The organism is Arthrobacter glycogeni (assembly GCF_054510815.1).
On the sequence record NZ_JBTNDV010000004.1, the window covers coordinates 60,336 to 86,435 of the forward strand.

At 64.2% G+C, this 26,100-nt stretch carries 25 protein-coding genes; 11 read left to right on the forward strand and 14 right to left on the reverse strand.

Features of this window, described 5'->3' with window-relative positions; translation table 11 throughout:
* Positions 1-53 precede the first annotated feature (53 nt).
* Entirely contained in the window at positions 54-1,097 is a 1,044-nt protein-coding gene (locus tag ACX80G_RS05735; protein WP_459306322.1) for a LacI family DNA-binding transcriptional regulator, read from the reverse strand.
* Positions 1,098-1,274: 177 nt separating this feature from the next.
* Between ACX80G_RS05735 and ACX80G_RS05740 the strand changes: the two genes are divergently transcribed.
* Positions 1,275-3,146 (forward strand): glycogen debranching N-terminal domain-containing protein, encoded by a 1,872-nt coding sequence (locus tag ACX80G_RS05740; RefSeq protein ID WP_459306324.1) that lies wholly within the window; start codon positions 1,275-1,277, stop codon positions 3,144-3,146.
* 81 nt (positions 3,147-3,227) lie between these two features.
* On the opposite strand, the gene ACX80G_RS05745 is transcribed toward ACX80G_RS05740, so the two are convergent.
* A complete protein-coding gene (locus tag ACX80G_RS05745; RefSeq protein WP_459306325.1) occupies positions 3,228-4,049 on the reverse strand; it encodes a CPBP family glutamic-type intramembrane protease in 822 nt (273 codons plus the stop codon).
* Positions 4,050-4,167: 118 nt separating this feature from the next.
* On the opposite strand from ACX80G_RS05745, the gene ACX80G_RS05750 reads away from it, so the two are divergent.
* From ACX80G_RS05750 to ACX80G_RS05760, 3 genes are all read left to right on the forward strand, one after another.
* The gene (locus ACX80G_RS05750) at positions 4,168-5,550 is read left to right on the forward strand and encodes a dihydrolipoyl dehydrogenase family protein (RefSeq protein WP_459306327.1); all 1,383 of its coding nucleotides are present in this window, start codon (positions 4,168-4,170) and stop codon (positions 5,548-5,550) included.
* 181 nt (positions 5,551-5,731) lie between these two features.
* The gene (locus ACX80G_RS05755) at positions 5,732-5,989 is read left to right on the forward strand and encodes a hypothetical protein (RefSeq protein WP_459306329.1); all 258 of its coding nucleotides are present in this window, start codon (positions 5,732-5,734) and stop codon (positions 5,987-5,989) included.
* Between the two features lie 10 nt (positions 5,990-5,999).
* A complete protein-coding gene (locus ACX80G_RS05760; protein ID WP_459306331.1) occupies positions 6,000-6,233 on the forward strand; it encodes a DUF6480 family protein in 234 nt (77 codons plus the stop codon).
* Positions 6,234-6,299: 66 nt separating this feature from the next.
* Here the strand turns inward: ACX80G_RS05760 and ACX80G_RS05765 are convergent, their stop codons facing one another.
* The 5 genes from ACX80G_RS05765 to ACX80G_RS05785 all read right to left on the reverse strand — a co-directional run bounded on the left by ACX80G_RS05765 (position 6,300) and on the right by ACX80G_RS05785 (position 12,000).
* Positions 6,300-6,605 (reverse strand): PRC-barrel domain-containing protein, encoded by a 306-nt coding sequence (locus ACX80G_RS05765; protein WP_459306332.1) that lies wholly within the window; start codon positions 6,603-6,605, stop codon positions 6,300-6,302.
* 133 nt (positions 6,606-6,738) lie between these two features.
* Entirely contained in the window at positions 6,739-7,794 is a 1,056-nt protein-coding gene (locus ACX80G_RS05770) for an iron-siderophore ABC transporter substrate-binding protein (RefSeq protein WP_459306333.1), read from the reverse strand.
* A gap of 188 nt (positions 7,795-7,982) precedes the next feature.
* The gene (locus tag ACX80G_RS05775; RefSeq protein ID WP_459306335.1) at positions 7,983-8,957 is read right to left on the reverse strand and encodes an ATP-grasp domain-containing protein; all 975 of its coding nucleotides are present in this window, start codon (positions 8,955-8,957) and stop codon (positions 7,983-7,985) included.
* Positions 8,958-9,021: 64 nt separating this feature from the next.
* On the reverse strand, positions 9,022-10,608 hold the full coding sequence (locus tag ACX80G_RS05780) for an AbgT family transporter (protein ID WP_459306337.1): 1,587 nt from the start codon (positions 10,606-10,608) through the stop codon (positions 9,022-9,024).
* A 72-nt stretch (positions 10,609-10,680) separates the two neighbouring features.
* Positions 10,681-12,000, reverse strand: coding sequence for a M20 family metallopeptidase (locus tag ACX80G_RS05785; protein WP_459306338.1), 1,320 nt, complete (start codon positions 11,998-12,000; stop codon positions 10,681-10,683).
* Positions 12,001-12,197: 197 nt separating this feature from the next.
* On the opposite strand from ACX80G_RS05785, the gene ACX80G_RS05790 reads away from it, so the two are divergent.
* Entirely contained in the window at positions 12,198-12,422 is a 225-nt protein-coding gene (locus tag ACX80G_RS05790; protein WP_459306339.1) for a hypothetical protein, read from the forward strand.
* On the opposite strand, the gene ACX80G_RS05795 is transcribed toward ACX80G_RS05790, so the two are convergent.
* Positions 12,419-13,615 (reverse strand): TerC family protein, encoded by a 1,197-nt coding sequence (locus ACX80G_RS05795; protein ID WP_459306340.1) that lies wholly within the window; start codon positions 13,613-13,615, stop codon positions 12,419-12,421. The two genes, ACX80G_RS05790 and ACX80G_RS05795, sit on opposite strands and share 4 nt — an antisense overlap.
* A gap of 108 nt (positions 13,616-13,723) precedes the next feature.
* On the opposite strand from ACX80G_RS05795, the gene ACX80G_RS05800 reads away from it, so the two are divergent.
* A complete protein-coding gene (locus ACX80G_RS05800) occupies positions 13,724-14,842 on the forward strand; it encodes an alcohol dehydrogenase catalytic domain-containing protein (RefSeq protein WP_459306658.1) in 1,119 nt (372 codons plus the stop codon).
* A gap of 13 nt (positions 14,843-14,855) precedes the next feature.
* Here ACX80G_RS05800 and ACX80G_RS05805 read toward each other — a convergent pair whose 3' ends face one another.
* Positions 14,856-15,398 carry a TetR/AcrR family transcriptional regulator gene (locus tag ACX80G_RS05805; RefSeq protein ID WP_459306342.1) on the reverse strand — a complete coding sequence of 181 codons (543 nt, stop codon included), beginning with the start codon at positions 15,396-15,398 and terminating at the stop codon, positions 14,856-14,858.
* A gap of 109 nt (positions 15,399-15,507) precedes the next feature.
* On the opposite strand from ACX80G_RS05805, the gene ACX80G_RS05810 reads away from it, so the two are divergent.
* Both ACX80G_RS05810 and ACX80G_RS05815 read left to right on the forward strand, forming a co-directional pair.
* Positions 15,508-17,067, forward strand: a complete 1,560-nt coding sequence (locus ACX80G_RS05810) for an APC family permease (RefSeq protein WP_459306343.1) — start codon at positions 15,508-15,510, stop codon at positions 17,065-17,067.
* Positions 17,067-18,299 (forward strand): saccharopine dehydrogenase family protein, encoded by a 1,233-nt coding sequence (locus tag ACX80G_RS05815; RefSeq protein ID WP_459306345.1) that lies wholly within the window; start codon positions 17,067-17,069, stop codon positions 18,297-18,299. The genes ACX80G_RS05810 and ACX80G_RS05815 overlap by 1 nt, the downstream gene beginning before the upstream one ends.
* Before the next feature lie 150 nt (positions 18,300-18,449).
* Here ACX80G_RS05815 and ACX80G_RS05820 read toward each other — a convergent pair whose 3' ends face one another.
* Positions 18,450-20,195 (reverse strand): choice-of-anchor I family protein, encoded by a 1,746-nt coding sequence (locus tag ACX80G_RS05820; protein ID WP_459306347.1) that lies wholly within the window; start codon positions 20,193-20,195, stop codon positions 18,450-18,452.
* A gap of 347 nt (positions 20,196-20,542) precedes the next feature.
* Between ACX80G_RS05820 and ACX80G_RS05825 the strand changes: the two genes are divergently transcribed.
* Positions 20,543-21,229, forward strand: coding sequence for an SDR family oxidoreductase (locus tag ACX80G_RS05825; protein ID WP_459306349.1), 687 nt, complete (start codon positions 20,543-20,545; stop codon positions 21,227-21,229).
* Positions 21,230-21,314: 85 nt separating this feature from the next.
* Positions 21,315-21,533, forward strand: coding sequence for a hypothetical protein (locus tag ACX80G_RS05830; protein WP_459306350.1), 219 nt, complete (start codon positions 21,315-21,317; stop codon positions 21,531-21,533).
* Positions 21,534-21,578: 45 nt separating this feature from the next.
* Here the strand turns inward: ACX80G_RS05830 and ACX80G_RS05835 are convergent, their stop codons facing one another.
* The gene (locus ACX80G_RS05835; RefSeq protein WP_459306352.1) at positions 21,579-22,304 is read right to left on the reverse strand and encodes a YqjF family protein; all 726 of its coding nucleotides are present in this window, start codon (positions 22,302-22,304) and stop codon (positions 21,579-21,581) included.
* Positions 22,297-22,953, reverse strand: coding sequence for a Pr6Pr family membrane protein (locus ACX80G_RS05840; RefSeq protein ID WP_459306353.1), 657 nt, complete (start codon positions 22,951-22,953; stop codon positions 22,297-22,299). Before ACX80G_RS05840 ends, ACX80G_RS05835 begins: the two co-directional genes overlap by 8 nt.
* A gap of 56 nt (positions 22,954-23,009) precedes the next feature.
* Here ACX80G_RS05840 and ACX80G_RS05845 point away from each other — a divergent pair, with 56 nt between their 5' ends.
* Positions 23,010-23,615 carry a class I SAM-dependent methyltransferase gene (locus ACX80G_RS05845; protein WP_459306354.1) on the forward strand — a complete coding sequence of 202 codons (606 nt, stop codon included), beginning with the start codon at positions 23,010-23,012 and terminating at the stop codon, positions 23,613-23,615.
* Between the two features lie 65 nt (positions 23,616-23,680).
* Here ACX80G_RS05845 and ACX80G_RS05850 read toward each other — a convergent pair whose 3' ends face one another.
* On the reverse strand, positions 23,681-24,316 hold the full coding sequence (locus tag ACX80G_RS05850; protein WP_237715347.1) for a uracil-DNA glycosylase family protein: 636 nt from the start codon (positions 24,314-24,316) through the stop codon (positions 23,681-23,683).
* 98 nt (positions 24,317-24,414) lie between these two features.
* Complete coding sequence (locus ACX80G_RS05855) at positions 24,415-26,064, reverse strand: alpha/beta fold hydrolase (RefSeq protein WP_459306356.1); 1,650 nt, start codon at positions 26,062-26,064, stop codon at positions 24,415-24,417.
* Positions 26,065-26,100: the final 36 nt, after the last annotated feature.

Sequence of the window (26,100 nt, forward strand, 5' to 3'; positions counted from 1 at the left end):
TTTCCTCATTCTTTGTGTTTTATTCGGGCTATCTAGGGGATGAAGTGCAGGGGTCATGTCAGCCAACCGTCGCCAGCGAGGGGATAGGGGAACCGTTCCGCCAGGGTGGGCGGCAGCAGGAGGTGCTTGTCGGGACGGCCGTTCTCCGCGTCACCCGAAAGGGTATGAGTGAGGACCCGGATGATGTGACGGGCCGCATCCTCAATCGGCTGGGCAACACTGGAGAGCCCGACGGCGGTCGCTACCGGAGTGTCGTCGAAACCAATGACGTCGGGGGTGGCGGGAGCCGGGCGGTGACCCCTAAACGTTGCGAGTGCGCCCAGCGCAAAACTGTCGCTGGCGCACACGACGGCGGTGGCTCCAGCAGCAAGGAGCTTCTCAGCCGAACGAGCGCCAGCGGGAACGCCGTCGTCGGCTTCCACATCGAGGTGATCGGTAGCCCGGCCAGTGCCTTTCATCGCACGCCGCCACCCGCCGCGACGGTCGTCGCCGGCACCGGAGCCGGTCGGCCAGCCGATGAACCCGATCGCGGTGTGACCCTGGTCGAGGAGTAGCTGGGTGGCCTGCTCAGTCCCCGCACCGCCGTCGACGTCCACCCAGGGATGAAGCGAGCTGAAGGGATCCTCGGTGTCGCTCCAGGGTCGGCCGAACGAGGCGAACGGGATCTCATTCTCGAGCAGCCACGCGGTGCGCTGATCGCCGTGATGAGTGCCGGTCAGGACAAAACCGTCCAGGTCAGCCACATTGAGAAGATCTTCGTACTGGCGGACTTCGTCGTCGTCCGTCGCGGCGCTGAACAGGGTCAGGCGATAGCCCTCCTCCTGCGCGGCCTCGGTGAGGGCGTGGAGGAAGCGGTCGAGGATGGAACCGTTGATACCGTCGACGACCGGCATCATCCGGATGCCGAGGTTCATCGAACGCCGGGTGCGCAGTTGCCGGGCCGCCGCGCTGGGCCGGTAGCCACTCTCGGTGATGGCGTGCTGAACCCGCATGCGCGTCTCCAGTTTGACGCGGTGGGGGGCGTTGATAACGTTGGAGATGGTCTGGCGGGACACGCCGAGGGATTCAGCCAGACTCACAAGCGTCGCCTTTTCCATCTCACTCCTTCGTGTTTCTCACCAACTGCGTTCCCTGACAGTTAGGCTGCTTCACAATGCCGCTGTCTGTTTACAATAATATGAACGTTCAAATATGATGTCAATCACTAATTTGAACGATCCAATAACGTTTTGGCAATAGTGTCAAGGCGACAGCACCAGCACCAAGGAGTTCACGTGTCGTATAGGCAGCCGTATCTGCACAACCTCAGCGGCGTTTTCAGCGCGCCGGTCCAGGCCTGGGCGGATAGCCAGGGACAGATCCGGGGTCACGGAGCACAGGGTATCCATTGCGGTGACGACCGGGTGCTCCGGGAAGCTGTGCTGACTGTCAACGGAGAGGAACCCGAATGGGTGTCGACACAGGTTCGTTCGGCCAGCCGAGTGGACTACCTCTACTTCGTCCGGGTGGAATCACCCGTCACCGACCCCTTGCTATACCTCACCCGCTCGCGTATCGCAGACGCGCATGGCATCAGCGAGGAGATCAGGATCGAGTCGGCCCATAGCTTCCCAGCCCACCTCGAAGTGCAATGCCATCTGCTGGCCGACGGCACTCCCATGGAGAAGGTCAAGTCCGGGTCCGCCCCGCTGGCCGCCCTTGACGTGACCGGGCCGCAGTGGAGCTGGCGCGGACCAGACACCTCCGTGGCACTGGATGCCAGCGGCGCCCGCGCCGAGTTCGACGGCAATCACATCGAACTCACGTGGACCATCGATGTTGAGCCAGGTGGCTCCGCGATGCTGCCGTGGCGAGTTTCCCTGACCGACTCTGTGGCTCCCATGATCGCTCCGAGCACCCCGGCGCTGGAAGCCCCTCGGCTCGCAGAGCCCCGGCTGCAGAGCCTGATGAGCCAGTCGATCTCCGACCTGAACGGCCTCCGGATGGCCCCTGCGGACCGGCCCGAGGACACCTTCCTCGCGGCCGGTGCGCCGTGGTTCTTCACAATGTTCGGCCGGGACTCGTTGATCGCCGCCCGAATGCTCCTCCCGCTCGATACCGCGCTCGCCGGCAGCACGTTGCGGGCCCTGGCCTCGCGGCAAGGTGACAGCACTGATCCGCAGACTGCTGAGCAGCCGGGCAAGATCCTGCATGAGGTGCGGCGGGGGACGCTGCAGTTCGTCGAGGACGGAAACGGAATGTCTCTCCCTCCGGTGTATTTCGGGACGATCGACGCCACTCCCCTGTGGATCTGTCTGCTGCACGACGCCTGGCGCGCCGGACTACCCACGGCCGAGGTGGAAGCTTTGCTGGACCAGCTTGAGGCGGCGCTGCTCTGGCTACGGGACCACGGTGATTCCGACGGCGACGGCTTCCTTGAGTACCTCGACACCAGCGGTCATGGGCTGGCCAACCAGGGCTGGAAAGACTCAGGGGATTCAATCCGCTGGCACGACGGCGCGCTGGCCGACGGTCCGATTGCCCTCGCCGAGGTTCAGGCCTACGCCTACGAAGCGGCGATGGGCGGGGCTGCCCTGCTCGACGCGTTTGGCCGACCGGGCGCCGGGGATTGGCGGGACTACGCCAACAAACTCGAGATCCGCTTCCGTGAATCTTTTTGGTGCAGCGACGAGCTGGGGGCGTACCCGGCGATCGCCCTCGATGCAGCGAAGCGGCCCGTCGACGGGATCACGAGCAACATGGGCCACCTGCTCGGCACAGGCATCCTCAACCTCGAGGAGCAAGCGGCAGTGGTCCGCCGGTTGATGGATCCCACCATGTTCTCCGGCTATGGCATCAGAACCGTGTCCACCACCAACGGTGGGTTCTGGCCCACCCGCTACCACGCCGGGTCGGTGTGGAGCCACGACACGGGCATGATCATCAGCGGACTCATCAAGGACGGCTTCGCCGACGACGCACGCACCGTGGCCTCCGGGCTGCTCCGTGCCGCCGAGGGCTTCGACTGGCGCCTCCCGGAGCTGTTCTCGGGCCACGCGTCCGACGACGTCTGGCCGCCAGTCCCCTACCCCGCCTCCTGCCGCCCGCAAGCCTGGGCTGCGGCGTCGGCGGTCCCGATCGTGACCGCGCTCGGCGGCTTCGCCTAGCCCTTCTCCGCTGGAACCTCACCATCAATGGCCACGTCAGGGATCGATGGTGAGGTTCCAGGCTCGCCGTCAGTAGCCACGTCAGTACAGGAAAATGTCGAACCACTCACGGTTGTGCGCGTGGATCAGCACCAGAAACAGCACGAAGTCGAACAACAAATGGACCGCCACGATGTAGCTCAACGACTTGGTTTTCTTGAAAATCCACCCCTGGACCAGCGCGAAGGGGTAGATCAGGAGCGGCCCCCACGCGTGGAAGCCCAATTCCCAGAGGAACGAGGTGAACAGCACCGCCTGCAGCATGTTGGCCTGCCAATCCGGCAGGTGCCGCCGCAACAAGGTGAAGGCGGTGCAGATGAAGAACAGTTCGTCCCAGATTCCCAGCACGTTGGTCCCGAGGAACAGCCTCGCCACGGTGCTCCCGTTGGACGCCGCGGGCCAGTTCTCAAACACGCCGGTCGGAATCATGTAGACGGGGAGCAGAAGGTATCCCATGACGACGACGGCCACCAGATACCAGCGCTCGGTCCGGGTCCACTTCTGACCGGTGCGGACGGGAAACCGAATCGCGTGGTCCTTCAACACAAACCGGGAGATCGCATAGGGCAGCCCCACCGCGAGGATCATCGCCGTACCCATGATGAGCATGTGGCTGAAGCTGATGTCGGTGGTGATAGGCACGAGACTCATAATGACCAGACCCAGTGCCAGCAGTGCCAGATCCTTGAATAGCTGCCGGCCGATGAGGAACGATGACGCCAGCGCCGCCGCGAGCAGGAGGTAGCCCAGCCACCGCTGATCCAGTCCAAACATCACAAACCCGGAGGACGCAACGAGCACCGCCGGAAGCAGGTTCGCTGCACTCTTCCGTGTCTCCCGGAGGACATCCGGTGCGGTGGTCATACCCACGAGATTACCGTTGTTACCCAAAGGGTGGGAGCAAGTGCGGGAGTTTCGGAGGATTTGGCGCTATACAGGAAACAGGAACACCACCACACCAGCCAGCACCGGGAGCTACGCCATGGAATACGACTTCGATGTCCTCATTGTCGGTGCCGGCCCGGCGGGCATGGCAGCCGCGGTACGGGCCGCTGAACTGGGCGCCCGGGTGGGTGTGGTGGAACGTGCGAGACTCGGCGGCACCTGCGTCAACTCCGGGTGTGTGCCCACCCGTGTGCTTGCGAAAACGGCCCGCTTGTATCGGGAGGTCCGCACCGCCTATGACTATGGGATCGTCGTCGCCGAACCGTCGGTCGACTGGCCCCAGATTGTCCGCCGCGTCCGGTTCACCGTGGACCGGGTGCTTGCGGCGAAGGGGTACGACGACGACGTCGCCCGGCTCGGCATCGCCCTGCTGACCGGCGAGGCATCCTTCGCTGATCCGCACACCCTGACCGTGAGTGGCCGCCCGGTGACCGCCGGATCGGTGATCCTCAGCGTGGGTGGCAGTGCGCGGCGACTACCCATTCCCGGCGCCGAGCACGCGGTGTTGCCGCCGGATATCCTCGACCTGCCAGACCTTCCGGCCACGATCGCTGTGATCGGCGGCGGGCACACGGGAGCTCAGTTGGCCACCATCTTCCACGCGCTCGGCTCCCGGGTGCTGCTGCTGGATCTCGCGCCACGCATCCTCACCACCGAGGATGCTGCCGTCTCGGCCGCAGTCACCGACGGGTTCCGCACCCGCGGCGTGCGCGTCGAGACAGGGATTGCCGGGATCGACCGGCTCACCAAGGACGACGGCGGGCTGCGCCTGCACTGGCGCAACGAGTCCGGGGAGCACATGGAAGCTGTCGACACGGTGGTGATGGCGGCCGGATGGCCAGCGAACACTGGCCCCCTTGCCCTTGAGGCGGCAGGGATCCAGGCACAACGGAACGCCATACCAGTCGACGATTATCTGCGGACAAACGTGCCGCACATTTTCGTTGCCGGCGACGCGAATGGTTCGAGCATGCTGGTGCAGGCTGCGGTCTTCGAAGGTGAAACCGCCGCGGAAAACGCGGTACTCGGGGCACACCGGACCACCCCGCACCATCTGCTGCCGGCGGGCGGTTTCACCGATCCGGATTACGCGGGGGTGGGGCTCACCGAGGAGGCGGCGCGGCGGCGCGACCGGGAGGCGGCTGTCATCGTCGTACCCTACGCCGAGGTGGAGCGGCCGATCATCGACGACCGCGAGCAGGGATTCCTGAAACTGGTACTCGACCGGCATCGTGAACTGATTCTCGGCGCGCACGCAGTCGGCGAGAACGCCGTCGAAGTGATCCAGGCGGTCGCTGCGGCGATGGCCGCGGGGACCGACGTCGCCACCCTCGCCCGGGTGAAGTTCGCCTACCCCACCTACACGGCGATCATCGGAGTGGCGGCACGCGCAGCCCTGCGGCGTGGGCCCGAGGACTAGGATCGGCGGGCCGCGGTTGCTTCGGTCCCCTGTAATCGTCAAGCCGGTGTGAACGGGGGTGCTGCTAGTGTTGGATCATCCCGAAACCGCACAGGGGGCTTATCCTTATGCGCCACAGAACGTGGGACCTTTATCCTGCTGGCTATCCCACTGCAGAGACCTAAGGAGCACAATAGCAACTATGGACAGCAAGTTCTCTGTAACCGAAGAGTCGTCAAGCAAGCATCCGCATGATTGGGGCCGGGCCATGGCAGTGGCGATCAGCCGTCTGGTCGAAATGGCTCATGAGGCAGGTGACGTGGTGGAACACGAGAACCTCTATGGAGAGGACCTTCACCTGTTCGTCCGCGAGACAGAAGAAGGCGCGGACATCACCATGTCCTGGACGCCCAAGGAAACCAAGGATCCATCGCCCAAGAGGTCTGAATGGGAAATCTAAGAGGAACTCTATGACAGCACCAAATCCCGATCCCCAGGGCGACAAGATCACCGGCCTTGAGCCGGGCGGCGGGGTTCCGCCGGGCGAAACGCCACCGGGCGAATCTTCGACGGTCGGGCCACAGGGTCACGATGAGGGAACCTCGAAAGGGAACAACCCATTGCCATGGCTGGTCGGCATTGGAGTGGTCTTCGTGGCCTGCATCGTGCTGTTTATTGTCGGCCGTCTGGTCGACGTCTTCTAACCCACCCCTGCTGGGGGACGCGCCCGAAATGCTCCACCGCGAGCGCGTTCCCGGCTTCAGCGACGACTACAGGTTGTAGTACTCCCGCAGGGACCCTGTCTGCTCATCGGTCAGTTCCGACTCGGCCGTGAGGTCCGGCGCGTCGGTGATTTTGTCCCTGGTGTACGCGACGTGCAGGTCACCGCCGTCGAGCCGCGCGCCGTCGAACGGGATGAAGTGCTCGCGGGTGTTGAACAATCCCAACGCCACGGTCACAAAAATGGGTTCGCCGGTGTGCGCGTCGAGGTGAACCTGGGACACCTGGCCCAACTTTTCGCCGTCGGCGTCCCAGGCGGTGGCTTCCTGCAGGTCATGAATGTCCGGTTGTGCCATGGTGCATCTCCATCCCTCGGTGAAACTAAGTGTGCTGAACCTATTTCAGCCCACCCGCGCCCGCACGGCAACTCGAGAACACCAGAGGCGCCCCCTCAAGAAGGGGACGCCGCTGGTGCAACGGTGAGTTGTGCTAGCCCTCGGCCTGCTGTGCTGCCTCATCCAGCAGGGGGAGGAACGTGTCCAGCGCCCAGGGGAGGCTCAACGGGTTGGCTGCCGAGATGGATAGCGTCAGGGTGTTGTCCGGGTCAGCGACCAGCGCGCCGGACTCGACCGCGGGGATCTGACCCAGCAGCGGGTCCTCGGCGATCGCCTGGATGGTCGACTCGTCGGGCACCCAGGTCACGAAGACGTCCGATTCCAGCTCGTTGGCACGCTCAGCGGACCACGGGATGAAGAACTCCTCGGAGCCTTTGGTGTTCTCGGTGACGATATCGGCCTGGATCATGCCGATCGACTCAAGGAACCGCGGCCGGTTGTCATTGGCCGTGTAGATACTGACCCCTTCAGCGCTGGCAGGCTCAAGGTTGCCGTAGATGAAGGTCTTGCCCACGATCGATGGATAATCGGCAGCCGCAGTCGCAACTGTCTCCTCGGTCTCGGTGACCAGCTCCCCGGCTTCCTCGGCCAGGCCGAGAGCCTCGCCGATCATTCGGGTCGATTCCTGCCACGGCGTCCCATAGGCAACCTCCGGGTACGCAACTACCGGTGCGATCTCGCTCAGGGTGTCGTAGTCTTCCTGCGTCAGGCCCGAGTATGCCGCCAAGATGACGTCCGGGTCGGTGGCAGCCACCTCGTCGAACGCGTAGCCGTCGGCTTCCGAGTACTGCACTGGTGCGTTCTCCGTGCCGATCGCCGCGCCGAGCTCCTCGAGCTTGGCGTCCTTCCACGGCGTGGAGGCGTTCTCGTTGCCGCCATACTCATCGCGCTGCATGCCCACGGGAACGACGCCGAGGGCCAGGGCCACGTCGGCATTGACCCAGTCGACAGTGGCCACACGCTCAGGCAATTCCTCGAGGACCGTCTCACCGAAGGCGTGCTCGATCGTGACAGGGAACTGATCCGCCGCGCCCGCGGCTTCGGGACCTTCGGAGCCCGAGCCGCCGTCCGTGGGACCCGTACTGCAGGCGGATAGGGCAAGGACGGCGACGGCGGCAGCGGCCAAACCGCGCAGGCGAATGGAGGCCATGGGGGCTCCTCAACTTTCGGAAGAACTATGACTCACGCCCATGCGGACGCAACGAAAGTAAGGCTACCCTACCCTTACTTCTATTACGAAATGTTTATGTTGCGTAATAGACGGTCAAGCGCTCACCTCAGTATCGGGCACCGACGACGGGCTCCAGCCGAGCCGTCGTCGTCCGCGTGGCCCCTACCCTAGCGACGAGCCGGTTCCGGCGTTGGAGCAGCCAACGAGGAGAGGTAAGTGACGAGGGCGCCCGGGGCGGACCGGGGGGCCTGGGCCTCGACCACCGCGTTGTAGTTGGTGTTCGTGTTGACGTCATAGGTCAGCACCCGGCCGTCGGCGGTTTCGATGAACTCAATCCCACACACCTCGATATTGTTCCGGCGGGCAAACTCAAGGTACTTCCCGATGATCGGGTGATCGAAGCCTTCACGGAGGCTGAACAGCTGCTGGCCTTCCTCGGGTTCGATGGTGGCGCCGGGCGGCATGATGGGCTTGCCGGTCACTGGGTCGATGGCGCAAGCGTCAGCCGGGCAGAGCTGGAATCCGCCGCGCGCCGTGTCGGCCTGGATGGCGTAGATGAACTCGCCGCCGACAATCTCGACCCGCGTGATGATCGGCTTTGCAGCCTGGATGAACTCCTGGATCAACGTGATCCCGTCCTGGGGTTCTTCGAAGTCGGACGATCCCACGTACTCGGACAGTTCCTCGTGGCTCTCGAACTTCCGCACGCCCAGACCCTTGCCGCCCTGGTTGTGCTTGGTGATGAACGGCGTCGGGAAGCCTGCAGCGGCGTCGAGGATCCGGTCCTTACCGATGGCGGCGACCGTGCGCGGCGTTTCGATCCCTGCGGCCCTCAACGCGGTGAGCTGGTCGACCTTGCTCATCTCCAGCTCAAGGACCCGCCGACCATTGACTGTCCGACGACCGTGGGCTTCGAGCCAGGACAACACAGCACGGGCGTAGTCCTTGGACAGCCCGTGGTCCCGGGTGTGTGACGACGCGCTGATCCGCGACCAGAAGATGCCCTCGGGCGGCTCCTGGTCGAGGTCGAGGATGCCGTCGGTGAGCAGCCATTCCTCTACCTCGACGCCCTCGGCTTCGAAGGCCTTGGCGAAGGGTGGGAACCATTCAGGGTTCTCATGCAGGGCGTAGATCTTGGTCACAAAGTACCTCCAGCTTGGGTTCATCAGGGAACAACGGCGGCCGCAGCGGAGCTATTCCTGCGCCCTATGGGGCAGGCTCCTCGGGCAGGAAGATGCCGTTCCCCGGGCCGAGGGGCAGGTCGAGGAAGAAGAACACGCTCAGGATTACCACCCAGGCGAGCCAGAACGGCACCACGAACGGCAGCATCCGCGCCATCAGCGTGCCGAGGCCGGCCTGCGGCTCATACTTTCGCAGCATGGTCAGGAGCACGATCATGTACGGGTTCAGCGGGGTGATGACCTGGGTTGCGGAGTCGCCCACCCGGAACGCCGCCTGAATGAAGGCCGGCTCATAGCCCAGCAGCACAAACAGCGGCACGAACACTGCGGCCATCAGTGTCCACATCGCCGACCCCGAAATGATGAACAAGTTCAGCAGGGACGCCAACACGATGAAGGCCAGGATCGCCGGATACCCGGTCAGCCCGATTGCCTCCAGTCCGCCCGCACCCGCCACAGCGATCCACTGCCCAATTCCCGACCAGTTAAACAGCGCAATGAACTGGCCCAGGATGAACGCCAGCACCAGAAACCCGGCCATGTCCTTGATCGCCTCGCCCATCACCCGTGGGACGTCCCGGCCGGTGGTGATGGTGCCGACAATTTTCCCGTACACCAGGCCCGGCACCACGAACATGCTGAACACGACGAACACAATCGAGCCGAGCAACGGCGAGGCGGGCAGGAAACCGCCGTCCTCGTTCCGCCACGGCGACGCGGGCAACGTAAACGCCACCACCAGGACGACGGCGAGGATCGCCCCGCTGATCATGGCCCACCGCAGCCCCTTGCTCTCCCGGGGTGTCAGGTCTGCGCTGAGCTCGGCGCTGGTGGGGGCCACCGCGGCGTCCTCATTCCGGATCTCTTCGCGGGAGATGCCCTGCCGGTTAAGTCGCGGTTCGAGGATCTTGTCGATCACAAAGCCGGCGATCGCCATCAGGACGATCGAGGACACCACGTTGAAGAAATAGTTGGACACGGGGGTCACGGGAGACCCGGCGTTCGGCAGCGTTTCGGTGACCGCCGTCGTAATCCCAGCGAAAAGGGCGTCGAGGCTGGTCACCAGGACGTTCGTCGAGTAGCCAGCCCCCGCCGCAGCGAAGCCACCGAGCAGCCCTGCGACCGGGTGCCTGCCCGCGGCCTTGAACACCAGCGCAGCCAGGGGCGGGATCACCACAAAGGCCGCGTCGGACATGATCGAGCCGGTCACGCCGACCGCGCCGACGGCGTAGGGCAGCGCCCAGCGCGGTGCGCTCCCGAAAGCCTTGCGGATCATCGCCGCCAGCAGACCCGACTTTTCCGCCACCCCGACCGCCAGCAGGATCGGCAGCACGGTGGCCAGCGGCGGGAACCCCAGGTAGTTGGGGCCCAGGTTGGTGGTGAACCAGGTGAGGCCCTCCCCGGTGAAGAGTCCCTTGATTGGGGTGATCTCGTCGCTGCCGGGCAGCTGAACCGTGACGTTGGCCCACGCCATCCCGGTGGACACCACAGCGGTGATGCCGAACAGGATCAGGAACAGCATGAACGGATCGGGCAGCTTGTTGCCGACCCGTTCCACCCCGTTGAGGAACTTGTCGGTGACTCCGCGCGGGGCGCTGGCGGTGGTGGACATGGGTGGTGCTCCCTTGACTTTAGGTCACGCGGGTTTCGTTGAGGAGGTTCGTTGTGCCTGGTGGTGCCGTGCTCAGTCGAAGTAGGAGGGGACGTCGATGGCGCCGCCCTGGTGCTCGAATTCCTGCCGGACCTGCCGCTGCAGGATTGGGTCCATCAGGTAATCCAGTGCCGTCAGCGCGAGCCCGGCGGCCCCGTCATACGCTCCCTGCATCGCCGCGTCAGATGCGGCAGCAGCCGCGAAGTCGGTGGTGTGCAGGGCAGTGCCCTGGTCGGCGATTTTGATCAGTGGGTGGATGCCCGGGATGCGATAGCTGACGTTGCCGAAGTCGGTCGACGCCGCCAGGGTGTCCGAGACGACGCCGGCCGGAAGCGGGTTGCGCCCGCGCCGCTGCTGGGATTGCACCCAGCGGCCGGTGAGCGCATCGTTGGTCCGGATGGGGAGCGACGGCGGGTGCTGGTCCCAGTCGAGCTGCACCGTGGTGCCGGTCATCAGCGCCGCCCCGCGGGCGATGTCCTCAAGGCGTCTACTGAGGTCCTTCAACGTGTCCGGATACTTCGACCGGGCGTAGAGCTTCATGACCGCCCGATCCGGGATGATGTTGGGGCTGCGCCCACCCTCGGTGACGTTGCTGTGGACGCGGTCCGACGGCGGCAACTGCTGGCGGAGCAGGCCGATCCCCTGATAGGTGAGGCTGGCGGCGTCGAGCGCGTTGCGGCCCATGAACGGCTGCGCGGAGGCGTGCGCAGCGATCCCGGTGAACGTGATGGTGAGGAGCCTGCGCCCCAGCCAGACCTGGTCGGCGAGGTCATACCCGTACGGGTGCACCATGATGGCGGCGTCGACGCCGTCGAACGCGCCGTTGCGGGCCAGCAGTTCCTTACCGGAGTGGCCCTCTTCCGCTGGCGTACCGAGGAAGACCACCGTGCCGTTGAGCCGGTCCCTGACCCCGGCGAGCGCCAGGAAGGCTCCCACCCCGGTGGCGGCGATGACGTTGTGGCCGCACGCGTGGCCGATCCCCGGGAGCGCGTCATACTCGCTGAGTACGGCGATGGTGGGCCCGTCGCCGGCGCCGCGGATTTCGGCGCGGACCGCCGTGTCGACGCCGTGGGCGCCGAGCTCGGCGTCGATCCCGTGCTCGGTAAGGATGTCAGCGATCAGCCGCGCACTGTCGTGTTCCTGAAACGCGGTCTCCGGATGCGCGTGGAGGGTGTGCACAATCCGCTGGAGATCACCGTGCAGCGCCTCAATATTAGTGTCAACGGCGGCGCGGAGGTCCTCCGGTGCGCCCTCGAACGGCGACTCGGGAGTGACGGCCGTGAGCAGACGGCGCTGGGTCTCGGAATCGATCTGGTTGAGGTATGCCGGGTCCGGCAGGGCTGGTTCGGTCATCTTGGTAGCTTAGGCAACTATTCGGCGTTGTGCCGGGTGCGCGACGAAATACTGGGTAACACGGGCCGCTAATTCCCTACGAATGAAGCCGAAGCACCATAAATTCACCGGGCGGAAACACCAGGGCAACATCGCAGGAGAAAAATTAACTTACCGGCCGGACGTGCCCGCCCCGGCCCCAGATCCGAGGAGTGACCATGTCCCTGCTGACCGCTACCGCCATCACCCGCATCCACGACCTCGGCATGCTGCGCCGCGGGGATGAGATCGAGGCTCACCGTAACCGCGAGGTTCACTACAGCGGCTTAGTGGAAGACACGGCGCCCGGCCTGGGCATCGTGTGGATCCGGGATCTTTCCGACGGCCGCCGTGCCCTCCTGCACGCCGACGAGTACGCGATCTGGCAAATCAGCGCCGACTAACGGGACGGTTCGCGGTCGATCGCTGCCCCGTGCTCCTCGTGGGCCCGCCGGATCAGATCCATGAACTCGGTCTCATTGCGGATGAGTTTTTTGTACTTCTCAGGAAGCTGACGCAGCATGTTCTCTTCCTCGACCATCCGGTTGAAGATCTTCTCGCGCTCGTCGATGTTGGTTTCGTAGCCCAGGTCCAGGTACTCGGTGGCGTGACGCTTCGCACCGGAGACGGCGGTCTTGGCCTTGCCCTTGGGACTGAAGACCGAGGCGAGCACGGTGATCACCAGGACCCCGAGGATGACCGACAGAGACAGCCCGGTCGAGATCTCGACCACGGGAACGGGTTCGCCGTCGTTGATGAACGGCAGGTTGTTTTCGTGCAGCGCGTGGAGGATCAGTTTCACGCCGATAAAGCCCAGGATGACGGCGAGGCCGTAGGACAGGTAGATGAGCCGGTCCAGAAGTCCGTCAATCAGGAAGTAGAGCTGACGCAACCCCATCAGCGAGAAGGCTGTGGCGGTGAAGACGATGAACACGTTCTGCGTCAGACCGAAGATCGCCGGAATTGAGTCCAGCGCAAACAGGATGTCCGTGGCGCCAATCGCGATCATGACCAGCAGCATCGGGGTGAGGACGCGTTTGCCGTTCTCGATGGTAAACAGTTTGTCGCCGTCGTAATGTTCGGTAGCTGGAAGGAAGCGCCTGGCCAGGCGCACGATCAGCGTGTCACCGTGATCCTCATCCGACGACGGCTTGAGCAGGTTCCCGGCGGTCAGCAGCAGAATCAGACCGAAGATGTAGAAGACCCAGGCGAACTGGTTGATCAGCGCGGCGCCCAGGAAGATGAACCCGGTGCGGGCGATCAGCGAGAACACGATGCCGAACAGCAGCACCTTCTGCTGGTCGGCGCGCGGCACCTTGAAGCTGGCCATGATGATGAGGAAGACAAACAAGTTGTCGACCGATAGGGCCTTCTCGGTCACGTAGCCGGCAAAGTACTCAGTGCCCATCGTGGGGCCGCCGAAGATCAGCACCCCGACGCCAAAGAGGATTGCCAGTCCCACATAGATGGAAGACCACACGGCTGCCTCCTTCAGGGAGGGGGTGTGCGCCTTGCGGACGTGGAAGAAGAAGTCGAAGAGCAGCAGCCCCACAATTCCGGCGATCGTTAGTGCCCAGACAATGGGGGATACTTCCATGCGGTTTGTTCTCCTCGTGAAGATGGCGTATTACTCACGGTAGTTTGCCGAGGGAGTGGTCGGCAAGACGCTCCCGGGCCGTACATTGAACCCATGACCCCTTCCACGATGCGCAGCGCAGTCCTCCACCACGCCGGCGCTCCCCGCCCGTACGCCGCAAGTGTTCCCCTGGTGCTCGAGGAACTCGCCGTCCCGTCTCCGCGCTCCGGCGAGCTACGGGTAAGGATTGAGCGGGCCAGTCTCTGCCATTCGGACCTCTCGGTGATCGACGGGTCGCGGGTGCGTCCGCTGCCGATGGCGCTGGGACATGAGGCAACCGGCGTCGTCGACGTCGTAGGCCCCGACGTTACCGATATCACAGTGGGTGACCGGGTGGTGCTGGTGTTTGTGCCCAGCTGCGGGTCCTGCCGTGCGTGCGACGCCGGCCGCCCCGCCCTCTGTCACCGGGCTGCTGAGGTGAATGGCAGCGGCGATCTGCTGCACGGCCCCGCAGTGCTGAGCACCGCTGACGGCGTCCGGATCAACCACCACCTGGGCGTTTCGGCGTTTTCCGAGTATGCGGTGGTGGCTCGCGAGTCGGTGGTGGTGATTGACGACGACGTCCCCTTCGACGTCGCGGCCATGTTCGGTTGCGCGGCGCTCACGGGGATCGGGGCGGTGCTGAACACGGCGCAGGTGACCGAGGGGCAGTCAGTGATTGTGTTTGGACTCGGCGCGGTGGGACTGATGGCCGTGATGGCCGCTGCGCAGGTCCCCGGCACCACGGTGATCGCGATCGACCCGCTCCCGGCGAAACGTGACCTGGCGTTACGGTGCGGGGCGACGTCGGTGGGCGCCCCGGCCGAAGCGGAATCCTTGGTCAAGTCACTGGGTAGCGACGGAGTGGACGTGGCGATCGAGGCGGTCGGCAGCGCCCGGGTGATGGAGGCCTGCCTGGGCCTGCTGACCCGCGGCGGCGCACTGGTCTCGGTCGGGTTGCCGCACCCCGACCAGACCATCACCACCCAGGCGCTGCAGTTCGCCGGGGCGGGTAAACGTCTGCTCGGCTCCTACATGGGCGACTCGGTTCCGGCCCGCGACATCCCCGCCTACCTGGCCCTCTGGCGGGAGGGAAAACTGCCCGTTGAACTGCTGCACACGGATACCCGGGACCTGGCAGACCTCAACGAGAGCCTCGACGCCCTGGCCGACGGTCTGGTGGTGAGACGGATCTTCACCCTCCGGTAGTTGGTTCGGAGAGTCAGTACCTGATGGTTCCGATCAGGCCGATGATCCGGTCGATGGTGGCCGGGTCGGTTTCCTCAGGCATGGCGCCGGTGCCGGTGAGGGAGGCGTTGAAGTAGATCCCGTCGCCGAGCAGCATCACCAGGTGGACCATGTCCTCGTTCCCCACGGCGTCCATCAGCACGGTGAACCACTGGGTGCGGCACTCGGCCAGCAGTTCGTTGGCCTCCGGATGCACGCCCTGCGCCAGCCGCGTCACCGCCATGTTGCAGCGCTCCAGCGGACTTTCGACGTCGAGTGAACTCTTGACGTAATAGGTGGCCGCCTGGGCCGGCTCGGCCCGCATCACCGCCAGATCCGCGTCCACCAGGGCGCGAAGCCGGTCAAACAGGGCCGCCGTCAGCTCGTCTTTGGACCTGAAATGGTAGGTCAATCCGCCCTTGGAAACCCCCGCCCTAAGCGCAATCGCGTCGAGGGTGGCCGAGCGTTCGCCGTCGGACACCAGGATGTCCTGGTACGCGTCAACCAGTCGCTGAACAGTGCTCGGAGCGTGACCCATGAGCACAAGTTTAGGGCCTAGTCAAGAAACCGACTAGTCGGTATAGTGATGTGCATTACATCGTTCTGGTCGACGACGACGCCGGCCGGCCGGACCTCGGAGGCGCACCATGAGTCACACAGTTGCAGGGAAGGAAGCCCGCGGCACGCCGCCAGGCCAAAGCAAGGGTCTTGCCGCCGGGACCCTCGGCGTGTGGGGGTCGGTCGTCATTGGGCTCGCTTCGACAGCGCCGGTCTACTCGCTGGCGGCGTCGCTCGGCTTCGTGGTCCTCGCTGTCGGAGCTCAAGCACCCATCGCCTTCATCCTGGCATTCATCCCCATGCTCTTCATCGCCTATGCGTACCGGGAGCTCAACCGGGAAATCCCCGACTGCGGAACCTCTTTCACCTGGGCCACCAAGGCGTTTGGCCCCTGGGTGGGGTGGATGGCCGGCTGGGGGGTGGCTGTTGCCGGGATTATCGTGCTCGCCAACCTGGCCCAGATCGCCGGACTCTATCTATGGTTGCTGATCGGCGACGGGTCGCTCGCCGAGAATCCCGCACTGGTCACCGGGACCGGCGTCTTCTTCATCGCCCTGATGACACTAGTGAGCTACCGCGGCGTGGAGATCGGCGCGAAACTGCAGAACGTCTTGCTCGGAATCCAGTATCTGGCGCTGGTCCTGTTTGTGGTGTTCGCCGTCGTCGGCATCGCGAACGGGACCGCCGAGAACGCGACGGCTCCGTCGCTTGACTGGTTCAATCCGTTTGCCTTCGAAAGCGTTGAGGGGTTCACCGAGGCGGTGCTGCTGGCCCTGTTCATTTACTGGGGCTGGGACGCCTGCCTCGCCCTGAACGAGGAAACCCGTGACGCCCGCCGAATTCCGGGCCGGGCCGCCCTGATCTCGACCGTGCTGCTGCTCATCACCTATGTGGGGGTCACCGTGGCCGCGATGATGTACGCGGGGGTCGGTGAGGAAGGCACCGGCCTCGGCAACGAGGTCAACGCTGAGGATGTGTTCTTCGCCCTCAAGGACGCAATCCTGGGTCCGTGGTCGTGGCTGCTGGTGGTCGCCGTCCTGGTGTCCGCGGTGTCCTCAACGCAGACCACCATCCTGCCCACCGCACGCGGCACCCTGTCCATGGCGGTCTATCAGGCGCTCCCCCACCGGTTCAGTACGGTGCATCCCCGATTCAAGACGCCGTCGTTCTCCACTCTCGTGATGGGCATCGCGGCGGTCGCCTTCTACGTGGTCATGACCCTGATCAGCGAGAACATCCTCGCGGACTCCATCCTGTCCCTGGGGCTGGCCATCGCCTTCTACTACGCCATCACCGGGTACGCCTGCGTCTGGTACTTCCGCCGGGAACTCTTCACCTCACGCCACAACGTCATCTTCCGGTTCCTCCTGCCCCTGTTGGGCGCCCTGATGCTGACCGCAGCGTTCACTAAGTCGGCGTTCGACATGGCCGACGTCGACTACGGCTACAGCGTGCTCCTCGGCGTCGGCGGCACCTTCGTAGTGGGGATTGGTGCCCTGGCGTTCGGCCTAGTGCTGATGCTGGTGTGGTGGACCCGCCGCGGATCGCGGCAGTTTTTCGGCGGCGAAAGCCTGAACGAGGAGACCCCGGTGCTGGTCCCCGACTCCCCAGATACGTACCGACGCTCAGTTGATGGAGGTTTGGCCTAGTGCGCATTCTCATTGTTGGTGCTGGCGGGGTGGGTTCCGCGGCGGTGCGGATCGCCGTCCGGCGCACCTTCTTCGACCTGCTGGTGGTGGCCGATTACGATCCCGCCCGGCCGCAGGCCCTGATGGACGCGCTCGACGACGACCGTCTGGTGGCAGCCCAGGTGGATGCGTCGTCGGCGGAGGCGGTCGCCGCCGTCGTGCGCGAACACGGGATCACCCACGTGCTCAATGCCGTGGACCCGCGGTTCGTCATGCCGATCTTCAACGGGTGCTTCGCGGCGGGCGCCACCTACCTGGACATGGCGATGAGCCTGTCCGTCCGGCATCCGGAGCAGCCGTACGCGTTGACCGGCGTGCTGCTCGGCGACGAACAATTCGCCGTCGCGCAGCAGTGGGAGGACGCCGGCCGGCTGGCCCTGGTAGGGATGGGGGTGGAGCCGGGGCTCTCCGACGTCTTCGCGCGGTACGCGGAGGATGAGCTGTTCACCTCAATCGAGGAACTGGGGGTGCGCGACGGCGCCAACCTCGTCGTGGCGGGGGCCGACGGCGAACCCGCCTTCGCCCCATCCTTTTCCATCTGGACCACCATTGAGGAGTGCCTGAACCCGCCGGTGATCTTCGAACGGGAGAAGGGTTGGTACACCACCGAGCCGTTCAGCGAGCCGGAGGTCTTCGAATTCCCGGAAGGGATCGGCCCCGTGGAGTGCGTCAACGTGGAACATGAGGAGGTCATCCTGATGCCCCGGTGGACCAAGGCCCGGAAGGTGACGTTCAAGTACGGCCTCGGGGACGAGTTCATCGATGTCCTCAAAACCCTCCACAAGCTGGGGCTCGACTCCACCGAACCGCTGCTGGTGAAGGGCGTCCCGGTGTCGCCGCGCGACGTCGTTGCCGCCGCCCTGCCCGACCCCGCCACCCTGGGCGACCGGATGACAGGGAAAACCTGCGCCGGCCTGTATGTGACGGGGACCGGGACCAGCGGCCATCCCCGCGCCGTGTACCTGTACCACGTGGTGGACAACGAGTGGTCGATGGCCGAGTACGGGTCTCAAGCGGTCGTGTGGCAGACGGCAGTGAACCCGGTCATCGCGCTGGAGTTGCTTGCCAACGGGACCTGGCAGGGGGCGGGAGTGCTCGGGCCGGAAGCCTTCGACTCCCGGCCCTTCCTGGAACTGCTCGCCACGGAGGCCCCGGCCGGCTACGGGTCCCCGTGGGGGATGGAGGAGCGATAGGCCCGCTTCGTCGCGTCCGGCCCGCAAGAAAAGTGGCTCACCCGCAACGCCGGTCCCAAAAGAGTGGCTCGACGGCACGATAGTGGTTGGGCCACCGCTAACCTGCAGCCCCGCCACTTTTCCGGGCGTGGCGGGGTTGCAGGAGCAGTGCTACGACCGCCGCTTCAGCACCCGGTCGACGCTAAACAGGGTGGTGGTGCCGCTGACTTCGTTGCCGACGGCGAGGAGCGGCTTGCCGGTCGGTGATTCCTTCGCCGGGATGAAGTCCAGCCCCTCGGGGCCGAGATCCCCCGCCGCGCCCAGCGTGGACGGGTCATCCTCGACTGACGCCGAAAAGTCGCGGTTGTTCACGTAGGTGACGAATTTCGAGCCCTCGGGGGACGTGACGTCGTACACCATGACGCCCCCGACCCGCTCAAGACCGACGAAGGCGTAGGTTCGACCATCCACCTCGCCTACTGTGATGCCTTCAGGCTCGGGGCCCTTGTCGTCGCTGCGGCCCTCGAAATTGCTTTCGCTGTGGTTGGAATTGAAGAACTCAGGAACGGCCTCGGCAGTGATCCGTTCAAAATCAGCAGCGGTGTCGAACACCTTCTTCCCTTTGTCGGTCCAGATGGACATCGACCGGGTGCCGTAGGTGAACAGCTCTTCGTAGCAGGAGCCGTCGGCTGACAGTCCGTCGGCGAGCGTGATGTTCAAACGGCCAAGGTTTTCGTCCTGCTGCAACTGTTCAACTGTCATGGTGCTGCCATCGGCGTTGAGCTTTTTCGTGTCGAAATCCTCGCAGATTGGGGGCAGCCCGTCGCCGAGATCCTTGACCCGCGCCTCCTCGGAGTACGCTTTCCAGTCCCGCGCGTCCCCTTCGTTGGCTGTGACGATGTAGGTTTTGCCCTCAACCGTGTAGGAAGAAATGGCGTCTGGCTGGTGGAAGCCCTTTACCGGCCAGTTGGCGATATTGACAGCGTCATCCCGATCCGAGACGTCCATCGGTGTCTTGAGCCGGTCAACAGTTCCCAACGGCATGATCTTCGTGATCCTGGCCGATTTCAGGTTGACCTCAGCGATTGCATTCGCCTCCTGCAGTGAGACGTACGCGGTCCGGCCATCCTTCGCAATGGTGATGTACTCGGGTTCCAGATTCTCGGACACCGGATACTTCGGTGTCACCCCGAGAGCGTCTTCACGACCCCCGTAGATCCTGACGCCGTCGGGCAGCTTGCCTTCGAAGGAACGGAAGCCCGCGGTCTTGACATCCTTTTGGCGCGGAAGCTCGATCCGATTGTGCTTGAGCTTCACAATCGAGACTGACCCCTCGGGATCCACCGAGTAGTCTTCGGCTGGCTCTCCTTCATTGGCGACGACGGCCTGGTCCCCGCGGGGAGTGAAGGTCACCATGTCGGGGAGAGCGCCGGCGCGAACGGCACCGAGGGTTTCGCCGTCGCCATTCGCGTCGAAGAAGACCAGCCACCCGCGGTCAGTCTTGGTCGGAGCCTCGACCGCGACAACGCCGAGGCCGTCAGCCCGGACGGCAACCGAATTGACGGCTGACCCGGCGGGAATGATTGAGCCGTCTCCGGACCGCACGCCAGCCGTCTTGATGTCAAACAGCTTGGTGGGCTGAGTTGCATCCTGGACATCCAAAACGTCGATCGTGGACTGGGCAGCATTGACCACTAGCAGCCTTTGCGCAGCCGGATAGTGTGCGACGATCTCGGCGGCGCTGGCGTCAAAAATCCCAGATTCGTAGGTGCCGATGGGGTTCAACGAGACCGCAGCCCCATCCGCTGAGTACCTGACCGGATCCGCTACCACATTGGCGGTAGCCGGAGCGGCGATACCAATCGAACAGGCAACGGCCGTCGCGGTGATCATTACCCTCTGGCTGAGCTTTTTCATGGTAGGCGTCCCTCGATAGGTGCGGCGGCGTGTTTTCGGCTGGTGGATTCAGGATGCCGGGAGTGGCTCGATAAGCCCGGGTTAGTCCCAGTGATCTCACAGACCATCATCGGGGTCTGAATTGACCGGTCGGGAAACCGAGAGTGAATTCTGGCCAAACCTTTCGTCCCACGCCCGCGGGAATAGATCGCGGGAATAGTGGCTCGCACGCAGGATCGTGGTGGCGTCGCCACTCGTCTGCAGCCCCGCCACTTTTCCGGCATGCACGAGGTCCCGGCGTGAACGGCGCAGGGGGCGCACAGGGTCCCGGCGTGCACGGCGCAGGGGGCGCACATAGGATGTGGGTCATGACTGAACTACCCGTTGCCCTGATCACCGGAGCCTCGCGGGGCATCGGCCTCGCCATCGCCCACGAGCTCGCCCCCACCCACCACTTGCTCCTGGGCGGCCGAGATGCCGCCGCCCTCGCGGCCCTTGCCAACGGGTTCCCCTCCGCCAAGCCCTTCACGGCCGAGCTGACCCGGCTCACACCCGATCAGGTCCAGGGCATCGACACCCTCGATGTATTGGTTCACTCCGCAGGGGTGCTCCAGATGGGACACGTGGCGGACCTGACTCCCGAGCAGTGGCGCACCAGTTTCGAGGTCAATGTGTTCGCCGTGGCTAACCTGACCCGGCTGTTGCTGCCTGCGCTGCGGGCGGCCAAGGGCCAGGTAGTGGCGATCAACTCGGGCTCCGGGTACGCCTCCGGCGACGGGTCCGCCGTCTACAGCGGCACCAAGTTCGCCTTGCGCGCGTTCACCGACGCCCTGCGCCAGGAGGAGCGCGACAACGGTGTCAGGGTCAGCTCCATCCACCCGGGCCGGGTCGCCACTGACATGCAGCAGGAACTCCACGACTTCGAGGGCAAACCCTACCGCCCCGCAGAGTGGATCCAGCCCGATCAGGTCGCCAAAGCCGTCCGCCTTGCCGTAGACGCATCACGCGATTCGGTTGTCGAATCCCTGAGCATTCGGCCGTCCGGGATGGTATGACGAATTACTAATCAGCAGGCTTACTAGTGGTCGTGTTTTGTGCGAGACTGGAACTCCAAGCCTCACACCACCATTGGAGTTTCAAATGATCGAAAAGTTGAATGAACTGGGTATCCGCAGCGAGCACGCCTACCTGGGCGGCTTCGCCTCCATCGGACTGTCAATGCTGTCCTGGTTGGCCAGCCGCGGCAAGAAGGGCGACTCCAAGGCACAGTCGGATCGCTGGGGCATCTTCATCGGACACTGGGCGCCCACCTTTTTCGCCCTTGGCATCGCACTGAAGCTTGAAGAGAAAAAGAAATAGGAACCAGCAACACCGAGTGGGGGATCCGACGAGCGGGTTCCCCATTCAGCCCCGCGAGATGACCCTCGGTTTACCAAACTGCGTCTGCACCCCGGGCGAATACAGCACCGATTCGGGCGGCCCGGCCACGTCGATCCCCGCCGCCCGCACCAACCCGTCGTCCAGATGATCGACAGTGGCCGGGTGCAGGGGCCACGGCGCGTGCGTGTTCGGGATAAAGAGCGTCCGCCCCGCGAGTTCCGAGTGCAGGCCAAACCGTGCTGTGAGGTTGATTGTCAGTGGATCGGCCGCGGCCACGGCCCGGTTCGGTCGGACAGCGAACGACGACGACGCCCCGCCCTGGAACCGCCGCACCGTGTAACCGGCCAGCCCCGGATCGGGCACGGGCGCACACCGGGACCAGACGTAAGGGATGCCGGCCGCCCGCGCCACGAGGACCACGGCCAGCCGGGAGGCGTCAAGGGTCAAAAAGACCACCCCGCGCGTCCCGTCCGGTTCACGCGAGTACAGCCGGACATTGATCTCGCTGAAGGACCCAAAATACGGCACGGGCATCCCCGAGCCGATTCCCGCGCCCACCATCCTGAAGCCGATCAACCCCACCCAGGCGTCGCCGTCGTAGACGTCAGGCTCCGTTCCGGGCGGCATGAAACGCGCCGCCGTCGCCACTGGGATCCGCCAATGCAGGAAGACAGCGTCCATCCATGCCTGATCCATGATCGGCCAGCTGATCAGGGGCGGGGCCGCCGGCCACGCAATTGATTCAGCCATGCGAGATCTCCTGACTTTTGGTCGGTTTCATTCGGTTGTCTATTTGCAGGACGGCAAACCCGAAACCTACAAACATGGCGCCGATAAACACGCAGTTGATAAAGACCTCAAGGGGATCGATGATTCTCAGGTCGACGAAAGGGTACGGATACCAGTTGACCATTGCGCCGCGGATCAGCGTGTAGACCAGCCACACCGCTGGAAAAATCAGCGACAGCCACACAGTCTGGATGGTGAAGCGCGGCCGCGGGCCGAACAGCAACCAGCCCAGCACCGTCACGATCGGCACCACATAGTGCAGCAGGGTGTCGGATAGCCGGCCTAGTCCGACCAGTGCCTGCACCTCGGGAAGACGCCGCAGCAGGGTGAAAGCGATCAGCCCGGTCACCGAGATATTGACGACGGCGTTCAGGCGCAGCACCTGCCAGAGGGTGGACTGGCGTCCGAGGGGGTGGCGTGCTAAATCAACGTTGATCACCAGGACAAGGATGTTGCTGAGAATGGTGAAGTAGCTGAAGAAGTTCCACCACGACATGGCGGGCCCGAGCACCGAATAATTCTCGCCATTGATCAGGGCGATCACCTGCGCCCCAAGCCCTACCAACCCAATCAACGCGACCACGCCGTGCCAAGTCGCCGCTATCCTCATTGGTACCTCCCACAGTGACTGATAAACCCTGATCTTGATCGTATGCCTTGTAGGCTGTGCCAGTGAATGATGAGACCCTCTGGGCAGCAGAAAACCGTGAACACCCGGGCCACTCCGCCCGCTACATCGAACGCTTCGAGGCGATGCGCGCTGACGGCAAGGACCTGCATGGTGAGGCACGGCTTCTCGACGCGATGGCGTCCCGGAGTAGCCGGATCCTCGACGCCGGGTGCGGCACCGGCCGGGTTGGCGGGGAACTGGCACGGCTGGGACACCACGTCACCGGTGTGGATGCGGATGCCGAACTGATCGCCGCGGCGCTCAGGGATCATCCCGGATCGCGGTGGCAAACCGGAGACCTGAGCACGCTGGAGCTCGGCGAGACGTTTGACCTGATTGTCTGCACCGGAAATGTGTTGCCGTTTCTGGCTCCCGGGACGGCACCGGCAGTGCTACGCCGGCTCGCCGGTCATCTCACTCTGGACGGCAGGCTGGTAGTCGGCTTCGGCAGCGACCGCGGATACCCCACCGGGAGCTTCTTCGCCGACGCTGACGCCGCAGGGCTTAAACGGCACGACGAGTTCTCCACCTGGGACCTCAGGCCGTGGCAGCCGACGTCGTCGTTCCTCGTGGCAGTGCTCGCCCGCGCGCACGCCGGTTAAACGACAGACGGCACCCGGCGAGAGCCATGGAGGCTTCTCTCTGGGCGCCGTCAGGCGGGAGGCACTCAGGCGCGGCTGATACCAGCGCGAGCCATCGCATCGGTGTAGGCGGCTTGCATTTCCTGGCGCCAGACTTCCTGCTTGGCCGGGGATCCCGCAAACGCGCGGTCCCCGGTGGAGCGCACCTTATAGACCTTGAAACCGCGGCGCTGAATGGCCCGGTTCTCCAGCTGGGTGAGGCGGCGAGCCACCTTGTGGGCGTCAGTGCCGTGAGCCACGAGGGCCGAGGCACGGGAGACGCGCTGCAGGAAGGCCAGCAACGGCTTGACACCCTCGTCGATCTGCTCTGGAGTGAGCGCCTTCTCTTTCACCTCGGTGACATACCAGGGGTAAACGTTCCAGGGCATCACGAATTTGGGCTGCAGCCCAACGCTTTCATAGATTTCAGCGGTGCGGATGGCACTCTGATCGTCGTTCTCCGCCGACACAAATCCTGAGGCGAGGCTTGCGCCGGGGTTGGAGAACAAGCTCACAATCCGACACTCGTCGAGGTCATGTGCTGGGTCAATGTAGGGAAGTGAACGGTCCGGCTTCTGCTCGGCCAGAGTGTCACACATCCGGTTGATTTCTTCGATGTTCGGGTCGTAACGTCGTTCCCACTGCTGTGCTCGGTAAGCCGGGTCCGCCATGCGTCGTGCCAATTTTGCCTCCTCGCGGACAATGCCTGAAGTGGCAATAATGTTGTCCGCAGTCTTCCAGCTTACGCGCCCCAGCCGGAGGAGGTGACCCGGGTCCGGGTTCAGCGGGCCACGAGTGGATCGTTCCGCAGGACGAATTCGAGAATTCCTGCTCCTACCGCTTCGGGAGCGCTGTGGTGAACGGCGTGCGGACTTCCCTTAATTTCCAGGAGGTCTCCCTGCTGGGCCGACTCCGCGAGGGTCCTGGACCACCGGGAGCCAGCGATCGGATCCCTGGTGCCGCGCATCACCAGAACTGCTTGCCTGACCATCGGGAGGCGCTCTTCCAGCCGGTAGGCCATAGCGACGGCGAGTTCGGTGACATACCAGCGGGGTCCACAGCGCAGGACGTCAAGGAATTGTGAACTGTTGAGCAGCGGCTTTTCCAGTGCCGAGTTGAAGGCCAGTCGTGGTGCCTGCCGTAGGAGTGTGCGCTGCTCAGCATCGACGGCGGCCCCGATCAGGACGAGACTGCTCACCAGATCCGGGCGATCAATAGCCAGTTCGGTGGCGCTTTGCACCCCCATCGAATGACCCACCGCCACGCAGGGGCCGACACCAATATCATCGAGCAGGGCGCCGATTAGCTCCGCGTTGGCAGGGTTGGTGAGCTTGTGTGCTGGCCTACCGGTCCAGCCGTAGCCTGGCAGATCAATCAGGTAGGTATCGCCGTGATCGGCGAGCACAGCGCCGAGGCGTTTGAAATAGCGATGGGACATGCCGATGCCGTGGATGAGCACAAACGTCCGTTGGGCGGATCCTGGTCCGGTAGCGGAACCGGCGGTACTGGCACCGGTGTGCAGGAGCGGGTAGGCCCGACACTGCCTGTCGCCGACAGTGATGCTGTAGAACTTGGTGATATCCGACGCCACCGATGCGCCGGCTCTTCGACTAAGCACGGTGCGAACCCGTGAAATGACGGTTTGCGATCCGGTGGGAGCAGGCGACACCCGATTTGACGGTGCCACGGCGAGGTCATTCCTGTGGAGGAAATCAAGGATGGCCTGCGCAACTTCTTTGGCTCCACCGCGGTGGGCAACGTGGGGCTGCCCAGGAATTTCCACGAACGCGCCGTCTCTTGCTTCCCGGGCCAGGCGCGAGCCCCAGGGTTGCCTCGAGACTGGATCTTTGCTTCCGCGAATCACCAACACAGGGGAAATCACTAGTGGGAGGCGCTCGTGGAGGCGGTAGTTGAGCATGATGGGCAATTCCGTGAAGTACCAAGGCAGCCCGCATCGCGCATAGTCGGCCAAGACCATGGCGTTGGTGAGGGGCCGCTCTTTCATACTGTCCAGGGCGAGGGTCATCGTGTGCCAGAGAAGCGACCGGCGAGCCGCATCGGTAACCGGTCCGATCAGGACCACCTCGGACACCAGATCTGGGCGCTGGAGGGCGAGTTCAGTGACGAATTGGGCGCCCATTGAGTGACCAATGAGCACGCAGGAACGGATGCCAGCCGCGTCAAGCGCCTTGGCTATGGCGGATGCGTAATCGTCGACCGTCAGTTGCTGCCCGGGCTTTTGAGTTCCACCGAAACCCGGCAGATCCAGCGTGTGCGTGTGACCATGATTGGTGAGAATGCCCTGCAGCCGGTCAAAGTAGCGGTGCGACATCCCAATCCCGTGCACCATGACGAAATGGGGTGCGTCCGCGGCCGCTTCGGGCTTAATGGCGGACCGGAGACGGCACGACATCAGATCAACATCAGTCAAGGGAGTTCACCAGATCTATGAGAAGGCGTGGATTGT